The following is a 19,918-nucleotide window of genomic DNA, read 5'->3' as shown; positions in this document are numbered from 1 at the left end:
ATTAGCCTGGGGGGCTTCCTTGACAGCTTTTTAGAGCCCTTGTTATAAAGCGGCTCTTAAGTGTCTGTAGGCCATTCAGCACTCGTTTTTGCTTTCACCAAAAAACTTAGAATCATACTCATAGATATATAAGGGGACTTAGAGTGAACAAGTCGGAACTGATTGATGCTATCGCTGCATCTGCTGATCTCCCGAAAGCTGCTGCTGGCCGTGCGCTGGACGCAGTAATCGAATCCGTTACTGGCGCTCTGAAGGCCGGTGACTCTGTGGTGCTGGTTGGTTTCGGTACTTTCTCCGTAACTGATCGTCCAGCGCGTATCGGTCGTAACCCACAGACCGGTAAGACTCTGGAAATCGCTGCTGCTAAAAAGCCAGGTTTCAAAGCCGGTAAAGCACTGAAAGAAGCCGTTAACTAAGTTTCTTCAGGGTCTTTGCCCATCCGGGTCGGGGTCATGCCTGATCTGGCAGCGGGGCGCTAGTCAACCGGTCTACCACCGGTTCACGCCGAGGGTCGCGGGTTTAACCTTCGTCCGCTCCGCCAGTTACGAGAAGGCGCATCCTCGGATGCGCCTTTCTTCTATCCGGACTCTACCCACGCTCCACGGTTGCTCAAATTGAAGTACAACCGTTTCTGGGGGACGCATGCTGCAGAATATCAGGGACAATTCACAAGGCTGGATTGCCAAAACCATCATCGGGGTTATCGTCGCGCTGTTGGCGTTGACGGGATTCGATGCCATTTTCAAGGCCACTACCCACAATCAGGACGCGGCCAAGGTCAACGGTGAGGAAATCACTCAGAACGAGTTGAGCCAGGCCGTCGACATGCAACGTCGTCAGTTGATGCAGCAGCTGGGCAAAGACTTCGATGCCTCCCTGCTGGACGAGAAGATGCTGCGCGAAGCTGCTCTCAAAGGGCTGATCGACCGCAAGCTGTTGCTGCAAGGTGCGCAGGATTCCAAGTTCGCGTTCTCCGAGGGTGCGCTGGACCAGGTCATTCTGCAAACGCCGGAATTCCAGGTTGATGGCAAGTTCAGCCCCGAGCGTTTCGACCAGGTGATCCGTCAACTGGGTTACACCCGCCTGCAATTTCGCCAGATGCTGACTCAGGAAATGCTGATCGGCCAGGTACGCGCCGGTCTGGCAGGCAGCGGTTTTGTCACCGACGCCCAGGTGCTGGCATTCGCCCGTCTGGAAAAGCAGACCCGTGACTTCGCTTCCCTGACCATCAAGGCCGACCCGGCAGCGGTAAAGCTGACCGACGATGAGGTCAAGGCGTACTACGACCAGCACGCCAAGGAGTTCATGACTCCGGACCAGGTGGTGATTGATTACATCGAATTGAAGAAGGCCGCCTTCTTCGATCAGGTCAGCGTCAAGGACGAGGACCTGCAAGCGTTGTATCAGAAGGAAATTGCCAACCTGTCCGAGCAACGCCGCGCCGCGCACATCCTCATCGAAGTCAATGACAAGGTGAATGAGGCCCAGGCCAAGGCCAAGATCGAAGAGATCCAGGCACGTCTGGCCAAGGGCGAAAGCTTCGAGGCACTGGCCAAGGAGTTCTCCCAGGACCCGGGTTCGGCCAGCAACGGCGGCGACCTGGGTTTCGCAGGTCCTGGCGTCTATGACCCAACCTTCGAGAAAGCCCTGTACGCCTTGAACAAGGACCAGGTATCGGCGCCGGTACGTACCGACTTCGGTTTCCACCTGATCAAGCTACTGGGTGTCGAAGCGCCGGAAGTGCCGAGCTTCGCCAGCCTCAAGGGCAAGCTGACCCGGGATCTGAAGACCCAGCAGGTCGAGCAGCGTTTCGTCGAGGCCACCAAGCAACTGGAAGACTCGTCGTTCGAAGCGTCCGATCTGGCACAACCGGCCCAGGACCTGAAGCTGACTGTCCACACTTCCGCGCCATTCGGCCGTGAAGGTGGTGACGGCATTGCAGCCAACCGCGCCGTGATACAAGCGGCGTTCAGCACCGAAGTCCTCGATGAGGGTGCCAATAGCACCGCCATCGAACTGGACCCGGAAACCGTGGTAGTGCTGCGTGCCAAGGAGCACCGCAAACCTGAGCAACTGCCACTGGAAAGCGTTGCCAGTGCCATTCGCACGCAATTGGCCAAAGAGCACGCCAGTGCCGCGGCCAAGACCAAGGCTGAAGAGCTGATCGCCAGCCTGCGCGACGGCAAGACCGCGCTGAACAAGCCGGTGGATGGCCAGGACTGGAAAGTCGCGCATGCCGTGACCCGTGGCCAGGAAGGGATCGATCCGGCCGTGCTGCAGGCGCTGTTCCGCATGACCAAGCCTGAGTCCAAGGACAAACCGACCTTCACCAGCGTGACCCTGCCTAATGGCAACCTGTTGGTGCTGCAGCTCAATGGTGTCAACGAAGCCGCTGCGCCGACCGAGGAAGAGAAGGCTCAATACCGTCGCTTCCTGGCCTCGCGGGTAGGGCAGCAAGACTTTGCCGCCTACCGCAAGCAGCTGGAAAACCAGGCGGACATCAAGCGTTACTGATGCCTGACCCACAGTGTTGAAAAGACCCCGGCCGCAATGCCGGGGTCTTTTTTTGGGCTGAAAAAAACCTCAGCCAAGGGCGTTCTTCCAGCGTTTGCGTGCATGCAGGTAGGCCGCCTGATCGTTGTAGCCCAACTGCAGGGCAATCTGGGCCCGGGATTCGCCTTGCAGTTGCAGGTGCATTTCCAGCTCGGCGCGGGTCTGGTCGAGCAATTCGCGAAAGCTCAACCCCTGTTCGTCCAGGCGTCGCCGCAGCGTTCGCGGGGTTTGATGCAGTTGCGCGCAAAGGCTTTCCAGGGTTGGTGAGTGGCCGGCGGCCAGGGCCTGGCGACAAGCCGCTGCCACCTTGGCGGCCCAACCGCTCTGTCGCCGGTGCAGGGCCACCCGTCGATCCAGCTCCTCGCTCAGCAGTTCCAGCATGCCGGCGTGGCGGGTTTGCAGCGGCAGTTGCAGGGTTTGCGGGTCGAAGTAGAAACGGTTGGCCGGGCAATCGAATTCGATCCGCTCGCCGAACCAGTGATGGTACTGCGCGTGATAGGCCGGGCGCGGATGGCTGAAGCAGGCCAGTACCGGCTGCACTGCAAGGCCGGTGCCACGGCGCAACTGAGTGATGGACATGACGCCATAGTGCTCGATCAGGTAGCGGCCGAGTGGCGCCGATGTGTCGATATCAACCTCGACACCGGCCCCCCGGGTATCCGTCACCAGCTGTACCCGGTCGGTATCCGAACCCAAGGGCGCGTAGCGCACCCAGAACGCCATGGACGCGGCGACATCCGGACAGTACAGGCTGGCGTGGGCGATCACGTGCCAGTCCTGGGGGGTGAAGCGTTCGAACAGCTTGAGGCCGATGGCCGGCTCCAGCGCTGCCGCGGCGCGCCACAGCTGCTCCAGCTGCAGCAGGTTGTAGTCCTGCTGGGGGCCGGTGTTCTGGTCATCGAGAAAGCGTTGCAGGACTTCACCCAGGCGCCCGCGATGGAAACGCGGGGCCATGCCCTTGGCCGGATCTCGCGGAATTCTGTCCAGTTCGCGCATAGAGCGGGCTGCCTTGCTGATCTCTAATGGTGGGGCGATGCCCACAAGGATAAGAGCGAGAATGCCATGAACCACGACCTGCTGACCAACAACCCGCTGCTGATCGTTTCGGCGATCTTTGTGTTTTTCATCCTCCTGGAAATCGCCTGTTCGGCCTTTGGCCAACCTCGCGGCCAGCGCCGTGATGTGTTGATCGAGGCGGTGGGCTCAAGCCTGTTGCTCGGTGTGACCTTTCCCCTGGTGATGTGGGCCAGCGGCGCGCTCATGCAGCTATCGCTGCCCGAAGCAAAGGGAGCACTGGCACAGATCCCCTGGGTACTCGGCCTGCTGCTGTTCCTGGTCTTCGATGACATGGCCCAGTACTGGTGGCACCGCTTGACCCACCGCGTACCGGCGCTGTACGCGTTGCATCGCGCGCACCATTCGGCGCCCTACATGAGCATTCGCATCGTCTACCGCAACAACAGCTTCTATTACCTGCTGATGCCCGGCATCTGGTTCTCGGGAGTGCTGATTTATCTGGGGCTGGCGCCGGTCTACTACGGTTACCTGATTCTCAAGATGACGGTGATCTTCGCCGCTCACAGCAGTGTGGCCTGGGATGACAAGCTGTACCGCATCGGTTTTCTGCGGCCGCTGATGTGGTTGCTGGAGCGGGTCTTTTCTACGCCGTCCACCCATTCGGCGCACCACGGCCTGAGCGCCGAGGATGGTGTGACCCATTACAAGGGCAACTTCGGCAACCTGCTGTTCCTCTGGGATGTGCTGTTTGGTACGGCGAAGATCACTCGGCGCCGGCCCGTTGCCTATGGCATCGAACACTTGGCACCCGTGAGCTGGACGCAAGAGTTGTTCTGGCCGCTGGTACGCAGCCGTAAAGCCCGCTCCAGTGCAGGGGCGAAGGTAGAGGGCGCCTTGCCGGCGAACCCTGCTTCGCAAGGCTAGGCATTCTTTCACGAGCCCTGGTGCTGGAGCCCCGGCCACCCGAGCCGGGCGCCGGATTTCAAGCTCGGGCAGGGAAGCCCTGGCGCCGGGCGTTCATCGCCACCAGCAAGGTCACCAGCAACAGGGCGGCAATCACCCAGGGGAAGGTGGCCACGCCCGGCCCCTGCAGCAGCAACGCGCCGCCCAGGCCGCCACCGGCGATTGCCAGGTTCCACAGGGTCACCAGCATCGACTGCGCGGTATCGGCGTGCTCGCCGGCGGCCTTGGCCAGCGCAGTCTGCAGCAAGGTGGCCATGCCGCCAAAGGACAGCCCCCAGATAGCGATTGCCCCATAGATTGCCAGTGGCCGGTCGCCGAGCAGGCCCAGCAGCAGGGTCGAGCCGATAAACAGCAGACAGCTGGCCAGTACCAGCTCACGCAGCCAGCGGTCGATCAGCAGGCCCACCAGCCAGATGCTCAGCAAGGCGGCCAGGCCGAACACCAGCAACACCCGCTCGATTTCCCCGCCAAGCCCGGCCGGCTCAAGAAAAGGCGCGATGTAGGTGTAGAGAATGTTGTGGCCCAGCACATAGGCGAAGGTCACGAACAGCACCGGCCGGATCCCCGGCAGGGTCAGGACACGACTCAGCGACAGGCGCTTCTGCGCCCGCAGCCCGGGGAAGTCCGGCACTTGCACCAGTACCCAGCCGATCAGGCCCAGGGTCAGCACAGTCATCACGGCGAAACTCATGCGCCAGCCCAGCAGGGCGCCCAGCCAGGTCCCGGCGGGCATGCCCACCGACAGCGCCAGCGGCGCGCCGAGCATGGCCAGGGTAATCGCCCGGCCCTGCAAGTGTGGCGCCACCATGCGGCTGGCATAACCTGCCACTAGGGCCCAGAGCAAGCCGGCGAAGACTCCGGCAAAGAAGCGCGCCACCAGGATCAGGCTGTATTCGGTGGAGAGGGCCGTGATGCTGTTGACCACGGCGAAACCGCCGATGGCGATCAGCAGCAGGGGCCGGCGCCGCCAGCCCTGGGTGAGGAGGATCAGCGGAATGGCCGCCAGCAGTGAGCCCAGGGCGTAGACGGTCACCAGTTGGCCGATCAGCGCTGCAGACACGCTCAGGTCGGCACTCATCTGCGGTAGCAGGCCGGCGGGCAGGGTTTCGGTCATCAGGGTGATGAACCCGGCAGTGGCCAGGGCCAGCAGGCCGCCGACAGGCAGGCGTTCGTGGGTTGTGGCAGGTACTTGCAAGGGTTCGCAGGCATTGACGCAATTGCTCATGGAAAGGCCCCGATGGGTGGGTTCGGAAGTGAGGGGCCTAGGGTAGGGCGCTGTTCATGGCGGAAAAATAGGCTAAGGTTCCGAACTTATCGGACACAGGTGTCCTTAATTTCGGAGCGGCGCGATGGACTGGCTCGGCAGTATCCCGGTGTTTATGCAGGTGGCGGAAACCCGCAGCTTCACCGAAGCGGGGCGCCTTCTGGGAGTCTCTTCCTCGGCGGTTGGCAAAAGTATTGCCCGTCTGGAGGAGCGCCTGGAGACTCGTCTGTTTCATCGCACCACCCGCAGCATCAGCCTCACCGCCGAAGGCGCCGGATTCCTCGAACGCTGCCGCAGGATCGCCGCCGAAGTCGAGGCGGCGGAGTTCCAGCTATGTGACTCTTCCAGCGCGCCGGTGGGCAAGCTGCGGGTCAGCGCGCCGCAGGTCCATGGGTTGTTGATGCCGGTACTGGCCGAGTTCATGCAACGCTATCCGCAGATCGAGCTGGATATCGACCTCTCCGATCGCATGGTGGATGTGGTGGAAGAGGGTTTCGACCTGGTAGTGCGCACCGGCAACCCCAAGGACTCGCGGTTGCTGGCCCGGCAGCTGGGGCGCTTTCGCATGGTGCTGGTGGGCAGCCCCGGCTATTTCCAACAGCGCGGCGTGCCGCAGACCCCGCAGGAATTGCGCAGTCACTCCTGCCTGCGGCATACCTTTCACCACACCGGCAAGCTCGAGGCCTGGCCCTTCAAGGTTCAAGCGGATGCGCCGGAGCCGGTGCTGCCCACTCGCCTGACCAGCAGCTCCATCGAGGCGGTGGAGCACGCGGCGCGCAGCGGGCTGGGCATTGCCTGCCTGCCGGACTTCATGGTCCAGGCCGCGGTGCGCCGTGGCGAGTTGCAAACCGTGCTCGACCCATACCTGGAGCACAACGGCGCCTTCTGGGTGTTGTGGCCCTCGAGCCGACATGCAGCGGCCAAGCTGCGGGTGTTGATCGAGCACTTGAGCGAGCGACTTTTTCCGGCAAACAGTGGTCAGTAAACTGATGAGAAATTTAAGGCACCAATTACCCGCGCTGCGGGACGCTGATCTGTTGCACAATACGCGCCGGAGCGTTTTCCTCAGGATTCTCGATGTTTAAATCATTTCATCTGCGCGCCACGGCCGGGGGGTTGCTGCTGTCTGCGGTGGCCGGCTGTTCGTCGCACAAGACCGCCATCTACGAGCACGAAAGCTTCGATGATTCCGGCACGTTTTCGCGCAATTACCCGGTGAGCGATGCCGCCTCCTGTGAGGCCGCGCGGCGTGCCCTGCTCAGCCAGGGCTACATCATCACCAGCAACGATCCGAAGCTGGTCAGCGGCCACAAGAGCTTCCAGCAGACCGGCGAGACCCACCTGGAAATCAGCTTCAACGTGGTTTGTGCCCAGGACGGCAGCGGCGACCAGCGTTCGACGATGTTCGCCAACGCCCTGCAGGACCGCTATGCGCTGAAGAAGGTCAACAACTCGGCCAGCCTCGGCGTGGGCGTGCTGGGCTCGGTGTCGATGCCGATCGGCTCTACCGATGATTCGATGGTCAAGGTGGCCAGCGAAACCGTGTCCTCGGCCAAGTTCTATGACCGCTATTTCGCCCTGGTGGAGTTGTTCCTGCCCCAGGAAGCGAAGAAGGCGGCGCATATCGAAGAGAAACCCAAGGCCGACCTCGGGGTTCCCGAGAACAAGCCCGAGGCGCCAGCCAAGCCCGAGCCCAAGGCGCAGCCAGTGGTCGAGCCTGCCCCTGTGGCCGCGCCGGCACCCGCCACCGAGCCTGAGCCTGCGGTCTCGCAACCCCTGGCTCCTCCGGCCGAGGCGGCGCCGATAGTGCCGGCAGCCAGCAGCGAGCCAGCGCCCGCCACACAAACCGTCACGCCGCCACCGGCCAGCAACCTGCCGCCGCCCAGCGAGCCGATTCCGGCCCTGCCGAGCAGCGGGCACTAAGGCACCTAGACCGAGCTCGGGTCGACTTTTTCAGCGTCGATCCGATAGCGACTCAAGGCTTCGCCGACCTGGCTGTAGGGTATCTCCCCGTCATCGGCCAGGGCTTTCAACGCCGCCAGGGCGATGAAATGCCGGTCCACCTCGAACAACTGCCGCAGGTTTTCCCGGGTATCGGACTGGCCGAAGCCGTCGGTGCCCAGGGCGACGAAGCGCCGACCCTCGACGAAGGGGCGGATCTGGTCGGCGAACAGTTTCATGTAGTCGGTGGCCACCACCAGCGGGCCTTGATGGCCTTCCAGGCATTGCTCGACATAGGCCGCTCGCCGAGGCTGCTGCGGATGCAGCAGGTTCCAGCGCTCCGCCGCCAGGCCCTGGCGGCGCAGTTCGGTGAGGCTGGTGGCACTCCAGATGTCGCTCTGCACCCCGAAGTCCTTCTCCAGCAGCTGCCCGGCGGCGATCACCTCGCGCAGGATCGAGCCACTGCCCATCAGTTGCACCCGCGGGGCTTTGGCGCCCTGGGCGGTGCTTGAGCTGAAGCGGTACAAGCCCCTGAGAATGCCTTCGCGAGCACCTTCGGGCATGGCCGGTTGCGGGTAGTTTTCGTTGAGCAGGGTGATGTAGTAATACACATCCTCCTGCTGCACATACATGCGCTGCATGCCTTCATGGATGATCACCGCCAGTTCATAGGCGAAGGTCGGGTCGTAGGCGATGCAGCAGGGGATCACCGAGGCGAGGATATGGCTGTGGCCGTCGTCGTGCTGCAGGCCTTCGCCCATCAGCGTGGTGCGCCCGGAAGTGGCGCCCAGCAGGAAGCCCCGGGCCCGCGCATCGCCGGCGGCCCAGGCCAGGTCACCGATCCTTTGGAAACCGAACATCGAATAGAAGATGTAGAAGGGCAGGGTCATGACCTGGTGGTTGCTGTAGGAGGTACTGGCGGCGATCCATGAGGAAATCGCCCCGGATTCGTTCAGGCCCTCCTGCATGATCTGGCCGTCCTTGCTCTCCTTGTAGTAGCTCAGTTGCCCGGCATCCTGTGGGGTATAGAGCTGGCCCACCGCCGAGTGGATGCCGATCTGGCGGAACAGGCTTTCCATGCCGAAGGTGCGCGACTCGTCAGGCACGATCGGCACCACCCGCTTGCCGATCTGCGGGTCCTTGAGCAGGGTGCCGAGGATGCGCACGAAGGCCATGGTGGTGGAGATCGCCCGGTCGCCGGTGTCCTTGAGCTGGGTGGCGAAGGCTTCCAGGGCTGGGATCTGCAGCGGTGCGCAGTCGTTGTAGCGAGCCGGCACATAGCCCCCCAGGCGGCTGCGACAGGCTGCGAAGTAACGGCCTTCCGTGCTGTCCGCCGTGGGCTTGAGGTAGGGCATTTCAGCCAGTTGCTCATCGCTGACCGGCAGTTCGAAGCGATCACGGAAGGCCTTCACTGCCTCGGCCCCCATCTTCTTCAGCTGGTGGTTGATGTTCTGGCCTTCGCCGGCCTCGCCCATGCCGAAGCCCTTGACGGTTTTCGCCAGGATCACCGTGGGCCGGCCGCTGTGGCGTACTGCGGCGGCATAGGCGTTGTAGACCTTGAGCGGGTCGTGGCCGCCCCGGGAGAGCTTCCAGATCTGCTCGTCCGAGAGATCGGCCACCAGCTCCAGCAATTGCGGGTACTTGCCGAAGAAATGCTCGCGCACATAGGCGCCGTTCTGCGACTTGTAGTTCTGATAGTCGCCATCCACGCACTCCATCATGCGCTGGCGCAGCAGGCCGCTGCGGTCCTTCTCCAGCAGCGCGTCCCAGCCGCTGCCCCAGATCACCTTGATCACGTTCCAGCCGGCGGCGCGGTACAGGCTTTCGAACTCCTGGATGACCTTGGCGTTGCCCCGTACCGGGCCATCGAGGCGTTGCAGGTTGCAGTTGACGACGAAGATCAGGTTGTCGAGTTTCTCCCGCCCGGCCAGGGAAATCGCCGCCAGGGATTCGGGCTGGTCCATTTCGCCGTCGCCGAGGAAGGCCCAGACCTTGCGCCCCTGGTGCTGCTTGAGCCCGCGCAGTTCCAGGTAGCGCATGAAACGCGCCTGATAGGCCGCGGTGATCGGCCCCAGGCCCATGGATACAGTGGGGAACTGCCAGAAGTCCGGCATCAGCCTGGGGTGCGGATAGGAGGAAATGCCCTGGCCGTCGGCCTCGCGGCGGAAGTTGTCGAGCTGGGCGGCGCTGATCCGGCCTTCCAGGTAGGCGCGGCCGTAGATGCCTGGGGAGGAGTGGCCCTGGATGTACACCATGTCACCGTCGAAGCTGTCGCTGCGGCCGCGGAAGAAATGATCGAAACCCACGTCGTAGAGCACGGCTGCCGAAGCATAGGTGGCGATGTGGCCGCCCACGCCCGAATGCTTGCCGGCGCGCAGCACCATGGCCATGGCGTTCCAGCGGATCATCGCGTTGAGCTTGCGCTCGGTCTCCAGGTCGCCGGGGTAGGGCAGCTGCCGATCGGGGGCAATGGTGTTGATGTAGGGCGTGGTCACCCGGCCATGGAAGTCGCCGTGGCGTGCCACGTCGAAATCCAGCAACTGGTCGATCAGGTAATGGGCCCGCGGGCGACCTTCCACCGTCAGCACCGACTCCAGAGAGTCGAGCCACTCGCGGGTTTCCTGGGGATCGTTATCGAGGGTTGCACTGTTGTTCTGGGTCATACCTGGCTCCGTGTTGGGCGGGGTTCCAGCGCGCGGATTCTTGTGGAATCGGAGGGTATTCGGCGCCGGGAAAAGTAATTGCAATTGCAACTACATGGCCGAATCTATCCCGGCATGCGCTACTATTGCAACCCTTCTTCAAACCTTCGGATGGTGTGGCATGTCTTCAAAAGAGCCCGATGTCTGGTTCCGTTTTGTCAGGGCTCACCGGACAGTGATTCGCGAAATCGAGCGCCGCCTGGCCCAGGCCGGCTTGCCGGCGTACGCCTGGTACGACGCCCTCTGGGGCCTGGAAAGCGGCGCCGAAGGTACCCGGCGCATGCACGAATTGGCCGATGTGCTGGCCATCGAGCGCTACAACCTCACACGCCTGGTGGATCGCCTGGAAAAAGACGGCCTGGTGCAGCGCTCGCGCTGTGAGGGCGATGGTCGCGCGGCCTTTGTCAGCATCACCGACGAAGGCCGAAAGCTGCGCAAGAAGATGTGGAAAATCTACGAGGCGACAGTGGCCGAGCTGTTTCTCTCGCAACTGGACAGCGAGCAGAAACACGCCTTTGCCGATGCCCTGGAACGCACCGCGACCCTGGCTCGGGCGGCGGCCAATGGTGGCGACACAGGCTCCAGGGGCTGAGCCCGGTACCGTCAGGGCAGGCCATAGGTCGCCATGGCCTGTTCCACGCATTGCATGGGCAATTGCCCAGCGTCTGCCAGGCTCTTGAGCGCCAGCACGGCGATCCAGCGAGCCTCGGGGCAGCGGCCGCGTCGCGGGTCGCGGGCGGCATCGAAGGAGTCGGTGCCCAGGGCCACCAGCTCGGCCTTGAGGTGAGGGCGTAGCTGTTCGGCCACCGCCTGGCCGTAGCCAGTCACTGCAATCACGGGCGCCGAGTCATCCGCCAGGCAGCGCTGCAGGTGTGAGCCGCGCTTCTCCTGCCCAGGATGCAGGCGATTCCAATGCTGCGCCGCAGCCGCTTCCCGCGCCAGGCGGGTGTAGCTGGGGCAACTCCAGAGCTGGCTGGCCACCTTCCAATCACGCTGCAGCAGATCCGCCGCGGCCCTGACCTGGGCAAACGCCCGGCCGGCGCCCAGCAGTCGCACGTGCCCCGCCGCTGGGTGGGCAGTGGTGTCCGTCACCTTGTACATCCCCTGCAATGCGGCTTGCCGTTGCTCGGGCGTCAGTTCCAGTTGCAGCTCATGGTCATGCAGGGCCAGGTAGTAGAAGCCTGGCTGGCCCTCGATATACAGGCGTTGCAGGGCCTCCAGGATAATCGCCTCGGCCTCCGCGCCAGTGGCCGGGTCGAATGGCAGGCAGTGCGGGTTGTGGGCCAGCCACAACGCCAGTGACGGGTCGGCACCCTTGGGCCATGGGGAGGTTTGGGTCTCACTGTCGTTGCAGAGGATGCCCCGCGCCGCGGTCTCGGCGCTGACCGCGCACAACTGCGCCGAAGAACTGCAGCGGTGCAGATAGAGCAGGGGTTTTTCCGCGCTGTCGGTGGAGAACCACAATGGCCAGGCGCTGATCCGGGTACTCCTTTGTGGTGCGCCGTGGCTGCGCACCACAAAGGACTGGCGTGCGGTGCGCCGGTCCAGCTCCAGGGTATTGGCCATCTCCAGCACGGTGTTGAGTGGCGAACCGCCAGGGGGGCGGGCGCTCCTGAGCAGGTCCAGGCAGGCCTGGGCCGCCTGTTGCGCGGGGGCCTTGTGGCGAGTGGGGAAAAGTGAGGATGGGTTCATGCTCGGCGCCGTCCGCAAGGGGGGAGAGCGGCTACCCTAACGGATCGGCAAATATGATTGCAATTGCAATCGTTGCAGTTGCATCTGTGTTCGAGGGTTAAATTCCTCACGGGCTGTTACGTTTTAATGATAGAAATCCTGACCTGTGGGGTAGTATTTTTTCTGTCATCCCGGCACTTTATGCTGATCCCGATGGTCATTAGGCACAGGGCTATTGAACAAGGTCTTTCAACAACGGAAAAAGGAGTCCGCCATGGACGAATACCAAGAGGAACTGCTGGAGTATCAGGCTTTCGAGCTGGATCCTCTGGAACCTGCAGAAGACGCCACCGAGCTGTAACGCCGGTGGCGTTTTTTTTACCGTTTCTCTAGCCGAATTGTCGGTGGCTGCGGCGAAAATCCCCGGGGGTCTGGCCATTCCAGCGCTTGAAGGCCCGTTGAAACGCCTCGGCTGAGGCAAAGCCCAGCAGATAGGCAATCTCCCCGAACGCCAGTTCAGTATCGCGAATGTAGGTCATGGCCAGGTCGCGGCGGGTGTCATTGAGAATCGCCCGGAACTGCGTCCCTTCTTCCGCCAGCTTGCGCCGCAGGGTCCAGGTCGGCAGCTTCAGGCGCATCGCCACTTCTTCCAGGCCCGGCTCGCGACCGCCATTGAGCAACGGCCCCAGCATCTGAATGATGCGTTCGCGCAGGCTGCGGGTGCGGGTCAGTTGTTCCAGTTCTCTCTCGCACAACTGCACCAGATGCCGCCAGGTGCTCGGGCAATGCTGCGGGTTGCGCAGGCCCAGGCTGGCCTGGCTCAGGCGCAGCTGGTTCTGTTCGGCGCCGAACTGGATAGGCGTGGGGCCGAGTACCGCATAGGCCTCGTGGTAGTCCGGGCGCTGGAATTCGATATCGATCTGTTCGGCGTGGATCGCCTGGTCGGCGACGCTGGACAACTGCTGCAGCCAGCCGGAGATGATCGAGTCCACCACGAAGCGGTTGTAGGCGTTGTACGGGCTGATGGAGTAGAAGCACAGCCAGGCGCCGCTGGCATCCTCGTGAAAGCTCGACTGGCCGCGATAGTTGGAGCCATACAGAGCTTCGAAGCGGGTCAGGCAGCGGGCGGCTTCGCGCACGGTGGGGGCCTGGGCTGCGGTCACTCCGGCCAGGCCGGCCTGGCTCAGCCGGCTCAGGCGGCCCATGCGCAAGCCCAGGGCCGGGTCTCCGGTCAGCTGGATCGCCCCGTGGCCCAGGCGCATGTAGCGCGGGATTGACAGCCGCGCTCCGGCTTCGGCCAGGCGCGCGGCGTCCAGGGCGTACTGTTCCAGCAGGGGGGTGGGGTCCTGCCCGTAGCTGAGGACTGCGTCCACCAGGCTATGGACGAAGCCCACCGACAAGTCGCCCAGGCGCATCGGTGGGGTTTTCATTGGCCTACAACCAGATGTTCAGCAGGCGGGCGCCGCGGTTGCCGTCGTCGGCAAAGGTCTGGCCGTTGCTGTTGATGAAACTCTGGCCACTGCTGCGTTGGTCCCAGAACTGGCCGCGCAGGAACACGCTGACCCCGGCGCTGGCCAGGCTGCTGGGTGCGCGCGCAGTCAGTGTCAGGCGATGCCAGGCCTCCCCCTCGCTGACTTCCTCGGGCTTGAGGCTGACTTCGCTGGGGGTGGCGATGCTCTTGTATCCGCGCCAGGGTTTGTCCCAGCCATCACGGCCCATGACAAAGGCCGGGACCGCCACCAGTTGGGCGTGCTGGTCATTGAGCTTGCGGTAGTTGTCGGGGTACCAGCTGTCGCTGCCGATCAGCACACCGAGGCGCCCGGCCGGGGTGTCGATAACCTCCAGCGCTTTGTCGGCATCGCCCTTCACGTAGCCGCTTTCGGCATAGGTCGGGTAGATCTGCCGCTGGGGCTGGCCCATGGGCAGGCCATCGCTGCCAAACACCAGGCTGCTGTTGTACAGGGCGCCGCTGCCGATCTGCAGGTTGCCCTGGCTGACACTGGGTTCTGGAAGAATGATGCTGCCGGCCACCAGGGTCACATGAAACTCCTTGGCCAGGCCGCCGAACAGCGACTGATAGTCCCGAGCCATCCTCTTGGCCTTCATGCGCAGGTACGCATCGTCCAGGCGGCTGTCACCCCTGGCGCTGATCAGCGCCTTGAGAAACGGCAGCGGGTTGCTCACCGCCAGCCAGTTCATTGCCTCTTTCAGAGAGGTGGCCTGATACAGCTCATTCTTTTCACCACTGACCATCAGCCAGGTGCCGACATGCTCGGGCAGCACGACGATGGTCTTGTCGTTGACCAGGCCCTTGTCACGGGCTTGCTGCATGTAGGCCGCAAGCTTGCGATGCAGGCGCTCGATGCTCTGGTAGTCGGTGGGGAACAGCTCGGGCTGGATTGCCAGCAGGTTGCCGTGGTCGGCAGGCACACCCTGGTCCACCGCGAGCTGGATACGCAGGTCCGACAGGTAGTGCGCCCCTGGACGATCACGGGTCCAGATGGCGTAGCTGGTGATGGCGGCAAGCAGGGCCAGGGTGAGGGTGATGTAGAGAAGTTTGCGCATGGGAAAACAGTCAGCGGCCGTGTGCTGGATCGTGACATTTCTCGGATATTTGGGCCAAAGGTACAGGAAAACAGTGTGTTAGAGCGGTTTTTTGCATGAAATGGGTCATTTTCCGTGGCGTCTCGGGCTTTTCCCTGGGCTGCGCCTGCGATGTCGCCTCAGGAGGGAGAGGGCTGGCAGGGTGCTGCGGTCCTGCGTCGAGCGAGTCAGGTTTAGTGCAGTTGCCCCTACTTTCGTTGAAGTTTGAGGTTTTGCACGTTGATGGGTTGTTCGACAATGAAGCAATCTTGAAAGTTCTTCAGGACTTACCCAAAGAGGCTCAGTAGTGGCGAACTAATTGTTCCAAAGTGGACTGCTGGGTCATTCATAACAGTTGTTAAAAAAACCAGCGGTCCAGGGGGCCACTTATCAGTTGTAGCCGCCGTTTCGGCCCAATTGGTTGTTTTGCTATCGAAGTATGTCTTTCTATTGAAGTTCGCCTCCACTCATTTTCTTCAAAGGATGAAGTGATGAACTCCATAGAAAAGGAACTTGATTGCGGTCGCTCCGTAACTGACCAGCAAAAGATCGAAGAAGTCACCCGCCAAATTACCGAGCATGGTAACGAACTACGCAGACGCTATCCTGTCCTGAACTATCAGAACGCCCTGGGTGCAAGTGCCATGGCTGTTTCGGTGACAGTTATGGTGGTGACTGGTGTGTTGTATGTGAAGGGCATCATGCCCGCGTGGTTGTGCATCTTGGTAAACGCGCTGTCGACCTCGATCATTCATGAACTTGAACATGACCTGATTCACCGTCTGTATTTCCGGAAACAGCCTCTGGCCCATAACTTCATGATGCTGCTGTGCTGGCTGACGCGCCCGGGAATGCCCAGCCCCTGGCTCAGGCGCGGCCTGCACTTTCATCATCACAAGGAATCCGGAACCGCCACCGATGTCGAGGCCTGGATCACCACCAGCGGCAACCCCTGGGGCATTCTCAGGCTGCTGAAGCTGATGGATGGCTTCCTGTTCGGCTTTGTGAATGCGGTCTGCGCACCGGGCTGGCGGCAGAAAATGAAACTGCTGGCCAGGATCATTCGCCTCAATACCCCTTTCGGGCTCCTGTACTGGGGCAGCTGGTATGTGTTCCTGGGTTATCACTTGTCTACCTGGCTGGGCGGCCTGGCAGGAGTGCCGCCACCAAGTTCGCCGTTAGTGCTGCAAGTGATGAACGTGATCGATTGTGCAGTGGTCATTGTTGTTGCGCCGAATATGATTCGACAGTTCTGCCTGTATTTCATCAGTTCCAATATGCATTATTACGGTGATGTTGCGCCACGCAATGCTCTACAGCAAACCCAAGTAATGAACCATTGGCTGCTGTGGCCGTTCCAGTTGTTCTGTTTCAACTTTGGCAGTACTCACAGTATTCATCATTTTGTCGTGAAAGATCCTTTTTATCTTCGACAGATGACGGCGCCCTATGCCCATGAAGTCATGGCGAAGGCCGGAGTTCGTTTCAATGACTTCGGTACCTACAAGCGCGCAAATCGTTTCAAGTTGGATACGGGCAACTTTCAGTCCAGAGGCTGAAGGTCTTTTGCACCTCTATTGTTCTCGTTATCACAGGTTTGCATTGCCGTTGACGAATGCAACCGGCCTCTTGGTTTCGGTTTTTAACTCATGCTGACCCTGGCCGACTCTCGCCAGGGCGGCATGACGATGGATGGGAGTTTTGAGAATGGAAGCGCAAGGAACATGTGCGAAGGGTTTCGAAGCCGTGCTGCACGCCTTCGAGGCAATGTTCGATGATCCCCAGGAGCGCGGCGCCGGGCTCTGTGTGCAGGTCGGCGGCCAGACCGTGGTCGACCTGTGGGCCGGCGTGGCGGACCTGGAGGGCAACAAGCCGTGGCACCACGGCACCCTGGCCAATACCTTCTGCACCATCAAGCCCTTGGCCGCAGTGGCTGCCCTGATGCTGGTGGAGGAGGGCAAGCTGGAGCTCGACGCGCCGGTGGCCCGCTACTGGCCCGAGTTTGCCCAGGGCGGCAAGGGGCGGGTCACCGTGCGCCAGGTCATGACCCACACCTCCGGCATACCGGCGCTGCGCGGGCCCAATCACAACGCCATGATGTATGACTGGGAGCACATGGTTGAGATCCTGGCTGCCGAGCCATTGTGGTGGCAGCCAGGAACCGGGTTGGGGTATGCCACCACTATCTTTGGCTGGGTCATCGGTGAGTTGATTCGCCGGGTTGACGGTCGAGAGCCTTGCACCTTCATCCACGAGCGGATCACCCGGCCCCATGACCTGGAGGTTTACCTGGGGGTCGAGGAACAGGATTTTGAGCGTATCGCGCATTTCGATGCCGCCGAGGGGCGGGTGGGCGACTACTACTCGGAGGACCTGCGCAAGGTGATCATTGCCGAGCCGGAGCATGTCGCGACCCTGGCCTTTACCAACCCGGGCATGGTCCCCCGGCGCACCTGCGACCCCCGCTGGTGGGCCTATCGGCAGCCGGGGGTCAACGGCCACAGCACCGCCCATGGCCTGGCCGGCTTTTACAGCGCATTGCTGGGGGGCCGCCTGATCGGGCCCGACCTGTTGAGTGAGTTCACCCGCGAGCACAGCAATGACATGGATCGCATCTGGCGACGCCCCATGCGCTATGGCCTGGGCTGCATGATGGAGCAACCGGCCGATCCGGCTGCCTCCCTCGGCATGGGGCCCGAGACTTTCGGTCATATCGGCCTGGGCGGCCCGATCAGTTTTGCCGACCCCGAACGCGAGGTGAGCTTCGGCTTTGTCACCACCACCTCGGGCCGGCACACCATGATCGATCCCCGTCCGCAGCAACTGGCCGCGCTGGCCTACGCGGCACTTTAATAGGAAGGGGGGGATGGTAAAAGGGTGTGCGTTCTGATCATTAAGTTGTCAGTTACGGTCATTGAGTGCCCGATGTTCTGCTCTTAGTCTGTGCAGCACTACTGATGGAAGCCGCAGAGCTTCCGCATTTTTCCGTGATTGCCCGATCTGGAGTGACACCATGGCTGGAGCACCTTACCCGCATTTGCTGGCCCCCCTCGACCTGGGTTTCACCACCCTGCGCAACCGCACCCTGATGGGGTCGATGCACACCGGTCTGGAAGAAAAGCCCGGCGGCTTCGAGCGCATGGCGGCGTACTTTGCCGAGCGTGCCCGGGGCGGCGTGGGCCTGATGGTCACCGGCGGCATCGGCCCCAACGATGAGGGCGGGGTGTATTCCGGCGCCGCCAAGCTGACCACCGAAGAAGAGGCACTCAAGCACCAGATCGTGACCCGTGCGGTGCACGAGGCCGGCGGCAAGATCTGCATGCAGATCCTTCATGCCGGGCGTTATGCCTACAGCCCCAAGCAGGTGGCTCCCAGCGCCATCCAGGCACCGATCAACCCGTTCAAGCCAAAGGAGCTGGACGAGGAAGGCATCGAGAAGCAGATCCGCGATTTCGTCACCTGCTCGACCCTGGCCCAGAAGGCCGAGTACGACGGTGTCGAGATCATGGGCTCGGAAGGTTATTTCATTAACCAGTTCCTGGCCGCCCACACCAACCACCGCACCGATCGTTGGGGCGGCAGCTATGAAAACCGCATGCGCCTGCCGGTGGAAATCGTCCGTCGGGTACGTGAGGCGGTGGGCCCGAACTTCATCATCATCTTCCGCCTGTCGATGCTCGACCTGGTGGAAGGCGGCAGCACCTGGGAAGAGATCGTGCAACTGGCCCAGGCCATCGAGCAGGCCGGCGCCACCCTGATCAACACCGGGATCGGCTGGCACGAAGCGCGGATCCCCACCATCGCCACCAAGGTGCCGCGTGCCGCATTCAGCAAGGTGACGGCCAAGCTGCGCGGTTCGGTGAGCATTCCGCTGATCACCACCAACCGCATCAACACCCCGGAAGTCGCCGAGCAGATCCTCGCCGAGGGCGATGCCGACATGGTCTCCATGGCGCGGCCATTCCTGGCCGACCCGGACTTCGTCAACAAGGCCGCCGAAGGCCGCGCCGACGAAATCAATACCTGCATCGGCTGCAACCAGGCGTGCCTGGACCACACGTTCGGCGGCAAGCTCACCAGTTGCCTGGTCAACCCGCGCGCCTGCCACGAGACCGAGCTGAACTACCTGCCGGTCAAGCAGATCAAGAAGATCGCCGTGGTCGGTGCCGGCCCGGCGGGCCTGTCCGCCGCTACCGTGGCTGCCGAGCGTGGGCATCAGGTGACCCTGTTCGATTCCGCCAGCGAGATCGGCGGCCAGTTCAACATCGCCAAGCGAGTGCCGGGCAAGGAAGAGTTCTTCGAGACCCTGCGCTACTTCAAGCGCAAGTTGCAGACCAGCCATGTCGAGCTGTGCCTCAACACCCGCGTCGATGTGCAGCAACTGGTGGCCGGCGGCTTTGACGAAATCATTCTGGCCACCGGCATTGCCCCTCGCGTGCCGGCGATTCCCGGGGTGGAGCACGCCAAGGTCCTCAGTTACCTGGACGTGCTGCTGGAGCGCAAGCCGGTGGGCAAGAGCGTGGCGGTGATCGGTGCCGGCGGCATCGGCTTCGATGTTTCCGAATTCCTCGTGCACCAGGGTGTGGCCACCAGCCAGGATCGCCAGGCGTTCTGGAAGGAATGGGGCATCGACACCCAGCTCCAGGCCCGTGGCGGTGTGGCCGGGATCAAGCCCGAGCCCCATGCACCAGCGCGGCAGGTGTTCCTCTTGCAGCGCAAGAAGACCAAGGTCGGCGACGGCCTGGGCAAGACCACCGGCTGGATCCATCGCACCGGTCTGAAGAACAAGCAGGTGCAGATGCTCAACAGCGTCGAGTACCTGAAGATCGACGATGCCGGCTTGCATATCCGTATCGGTGAGGCCGGCGAACCCCAGGTGCTGCCGGTGGACAACATCGTCATCTGTGCCGGTCAGGATCCGCTGCGTGAACTGCAGGACGGCCTGGTGGCGGCAGGGCAGAACGTGCACCTGATCGGTGGTGCCGATGTGGCCGCCGAACTGGACGCCAAGCGCGCCATCAACCAGGGTTCGCGTCTGGCGGCCGAGCTGTAACGGCCTGCCGTCCTGTAGCCGCTGCCGTAGGCTGGGCACGAGGCCGCAGGACTCGCCCAGCGGGCAATCGCGCTGCAACCAGCGAGCGCGGTTGCCTGTCTTGCGGGTTCTGCGATCCCGTTCGCAGCCTGCGGCAGTGGCTACAAGGATGAGCCTGGGCCTGGAGCTGAT

At 62.4% G+C, this 19,918-nt stretch carries 16 protein-coding genes; 10 read left to right on the top strand and 6 right to left on the bottom strand.

What is annotated here, in order from left to right; genetic code table 11:
• Positions 1–143: 143 nt before the first annotated feature.
• Positions 144–416, top strand: a complete 273-nt coding sequence (locus tag AC07R1_RS09500; RefSeq protein ID WP_011062271.1) for an HU family DNA-binding protein — start codon at positions 144–146, stop codon at positions 414–416.
• Positions 417–642: 226 nt separating this feature from the next.
• Positions 643–2,514: a SurA N-terminal domain-containing protein gene (locus AC07R1_RS09495; protein WP_495110465.1), complete on the top strand. Its 1,872-nt coding sequence runs from the start codon at positions 643–645 to the stop codon at positions 2,512–2,514.
• A gap of 69 nt (positions 2,515–2,583) precedes the next feature.
• On the opposite strand, the gene AC07R1_RS09490 is transcribed toward AC07R1_RS09495, so the two are convergent.
• Positions 2,584–3,549: an AraC family transcriptional regulator ligand-binding domain-containing protein gene (locus tag AC07R1_RS09490; RefSeq protein WP_011062269.1), complete on the bottom strand. Its 966-nt coding sequence runs from the start codon at positions 3,547–3,549 to the stop codon at positions 2,584–2,586.
• A 66-nt stretch (positions 3,550–3,615) separates the two neighbouring features.
• On the opposite strand from AC07R1_RS09490, the gene AC07R1_RS09485 reads away from it, so the two are divergent.
• Positions 3,616–4,494, top strand: a complete 879-nt coding sequence (locus tag AC07R1_RS09485; protein ID WP_495110464.1) for a sterol desaturase family protein — start codon at positions 3,616–3,618, stop codon at positions 4,492–4,494.
• A gap of 58 nt (positions 4,495–4,552) precedes the next feature.
• Here the strand turns inward: AC07R1_RS09485 and AC07R1_RS09480 are convergent, their stop codons facing one another.
• Positions 4,553–5,758 carry an MFS transporter gene (locus AC07R1_RS09480; RefSeq protein ID WP_495110463.1) on the bottom strand — a complete coding sequence of 402 codons (1,206 nt, stop codon included), beginning with the start codon at positions 5,756–5,758 and terminating at the stop codon, positions 4,553–4,555.
• 124 nt (positions 5,759–5,882) lie between these two features.
• On the opposite strand from AC07R1_RS09480, the gene AC07R1_RS09475 reads away from it, so the two are divergent.
• Together AC07R1_RS09475 and AC07R1_RS09470 are read left to right on the top strand one after the other, a co-directional pair.
• Positions 5,883–6,782 (top strand): LysR family transcriptional regulator, encoded by a 900-nt coding sequence (locus AC07R1_RS09475; protein ID WP_011062266.1) that lies wholly within the window; start codon positions 5,883–5,885, stop codon positions 6,780–6,782.
• A 92-nt stretch (positions 6,783–6,874) separates the two neighbouring features.
• The gene (locus AC07R1_RS09470; protein WP_495110462.1) at positions 6,875–7,720 is read left to right on the top strand and encodes a DUF2242 domain-containing protein; all 846 of its coding nucleotides are present in this window, start codon (positions 6,875–6,877) and stop codon (positions 7,718–7,720) included.
• 5 nt (positions 7,721–7,725) lie between these two features.
• On the opposite strand, the gene aceE is transcribed toward AC07R1_RS09470, so the two are convergent.
• Positions 7,726–10,401, bottom strand: a complete 2,676-nt coding sequence (gene aceE / locus AC07R1_RS09465) for a pyruvate dehydrogenase (acetyl-transferring), homodimeric type (RefSeq protein ID WP_495110461.1) — start codon at positions 10,399–10,401, stop codon at positions 7,726–7,728.
• Positions 10,402–10,561: 160 nt separating this feature from the next.
• Between aceE and AC07R1_RS09460 the strand changes: the two genes are divergently transcribed.
• Positions 10,562–11,032: a MarR family winged helix-turn-helix transcriptional regulator gene (locus AC07R1_RS09460; protein ID WP_053152753.1), complete on the top strand. Its 471-nt coding sequence runs from the start codon at positions 10,562–10,564 to the stop codon at positions 11,030–11,032.
• Positions 11,033–11,043: 11 nt separating this feature from the next.
• Here the strand turns inward: AC07R1_RS09460 and AC07R1_RS09455 are convergent, their stop codons facing one another.
• Positions 11,044–12,132 carry a transketolase-like TK C-terminal-containing protein gene (locus AC07R1_RS09455; RefSeq protein ID WP_495110460.1) on the bottom strand — a complete coding sequence of 363 codons (1,089 nt, stop codon included), beginning with the start codon at positions 12,130–12,132 and terminating at the stop codon, positions 11,044–11,046.
• Positions 12,133–12,346: 214 nt separating this feature from the next.
• Here AC07R1_RS09455 and AC07R1_RS09450 point away from each other — a divergent pair, with 214 nt between their 5' ends.
• Positions 12,347–12,472, top strand: coding sequence for a hypothetical protein (locus tag AC07R1_RS09450; RefSeq protein ID WP_011062261.1), 126 nt, complete (start codon positions 12,347–12,349; stop codon positions 12,470–12,472).
• Between the two features lie 28 nt (positions 12,473–12,500).
• Here AC07R1_RS09450 and AC07R1_RS09445 read toward each other — a convergent pair whose 3' ends face one another.
• Both AC07R1_RS09445 and AC07R1_RS09440 read right to left on the bottom strand, forming a co-directional pair.
• Positions 12,501–13,541 (bottom strand): AraC family transcriptional regulator, encoded by a 1,041-nt coding sequence (locus tag AC07R1_RS09445; protein ID WP_077934513.1) that lies wholly within the window; start codon positions 13,539–13,541, stop codon positions 12,501–12,503.
• A gap of 4 nt (positions 13,542–13,545) precedes the next feature.
• On the bottom strand, positions 13,546–14,676 hold the full coding sequence (locus AC07R1_RS09440) for a carbon-nitrogen hydrolase family protein (protein WP_015636340.1): 1,131 nt from the start codon (positions 14,674–14,676) through the stop codon (positions 13,546–13,548).
• A 509-nt stretch (positions 14,677–15,185) separates the two neighbouring features.
• Here AC07R1_RS09440 and AC07R1_RS09435 point away from each other — a divergent pair.
• From AC07R1_RS09435 to AC07R1_RS09425, 3 genes are all read left to right on the top strand, one after another.
• Positions 15,186–16,253 (top strand): fatty acid desaturase, encoded by a 1,068-nt coding sequence (locus tag AC07R1_RS09435; protein WP_495110459.1) that lies wholly within the window; start codon positions 15,186–15,188, stop codon positions 16,251–16,253.
• 148 nt (positions 16,254–16,401) lie between these two features.
• Positions 16,402–17,547: an EstA family serine hydrolase gene (locus tag AC07R1_RS09430; protein WP_011062257.1), complete on the top strand. Its 1,146-nt coding sequence runs from the start codon at positions 16,402–16,404 to the stop codon at positions 17,545–17,547.
• Positions 17,548–17,707: 160 nt separating this feature from the next.
• Positions 17,708–19,747 carry an NADPH-dependent 2,4-dienoyl-CoA reductase gene (locus AC07R1_RS09425; RefSeq protein ID WP_011062256.1) on the top strand — a complete coding sequence of 680 codons (2,040 nt, stop codon included), beginning with the start codon at positions 17,708–17,710 and terminating at the stop codon, positions 19,745–19,747.
• Positions 19,748–19,918 lie beyond the last annotated feature (171 nt).

This window comes from Pseudomonas sp. GW821-FHT07F01 (genome assembly GCF_059418825.1).
This window is presented reverse-complemented; position numbering and strand designations above follow the sequence as displayed.

Bases quoted from the DNA above. Each gene is read 5' to 3' on its own strand.
- AC07R1_RS09495 (WP_495110465.1), top strand. From the start codon at position 643: ATGCTGCAGAATATCAGGGACAATTCACAAGGCTGGATTGCCAAAACC.
- AC07R1_RS09490 (WP_011062269.1), bottom strand. From the start codon at position 3,549: ATGCGCGAACTGGACAGAATTCCGCGAGATCCGGCCAAGGGCATGGCC.
- AC07R1_RS09485 (WP_495110464.1), top strand. From the start codon at position 3,616: ATGAACCACGACCTGCTGACCAACAACCCGCTGCTGATCGTTTCGGCG.
- AC07R1_RS09480 (WP_495110463.1), bottom strand. From the start codon at position 5,758: ATGAGCAATTGCGTCAATGCCTGCGAACCCTTGCAAGTACCTGCCACA.
- AC07R1_RS09475 (WP_011062266.1), top strand. From the start codon at position 5,883: ATGGACTGGCTCGGCAGTATCCCGGTGTTTATGCAGGTGGCGGAAACC.
- AC07R1_RS09470 (WP_495110462.1), top strand. From the start codon at position 6,875: ATGTTTAAATCATTTCATCTGCGCGCCACGGCCGGGGGGTTGCTGCTG.
- aceE (WP_495110461.1), bottom strand. From the start codon at position 10,401: ATGACCCAGAACAACAGTGCAACCCTCGATAACGATCCCCAGGAAACC.
- AC07R1_RS09460 (WP_053152753.1), top strand. From the start codon at position 10,562: ATGTCTTCAAAAGAGCCCGATGTCTGGTTCCGTTTTGTCAGGGCTCAC.
- AC07R1_RS09455 (WP_495110460.1), bottom strand. From the start codon at position 12,132: ATGAACCCATCCTCACTTTTCCCCACTCGCCACAAGGCCCCCGCGCAA.
- AC07R1_RS09445 (WP_077934513.1), bottom strand. From the start codon at position 13,541: ATGAAAACCCCACCGATGCGCCTGGGCGACTTGTCGGTGGGCTTCGTC.
- AC07R1_RS09440 (WP_015636340.1), bottom strand. From the start codon at position 14,676: ATGCGCAAACTTCTCTACATCACCCTCACCCTGGCCCTGCTTGCCGCC.
- AC07R1_RS09435 (WP_495110459.1), top strand. From the start codon at position 15,186: ATGAACTCCATAGAAAAGGAACTTGATTGCGGTCGCTCCGTAACTGAC.
- AC07R1_RS09430 (WP_011062257.1), top strand. From the start codon at position 16,402: ATGGAAGCGCAAGGAACATGTGCGAAGGGTTTCGAAGCCGTGCTGCAC.
- AC07R1_RS09425 (WP_011062256.1), top strand. From the start codon at position 17,708: ATGGCTGGAGCACCTTACCCGCATTTGCTGGCCCCCCTCGACCTGGGT.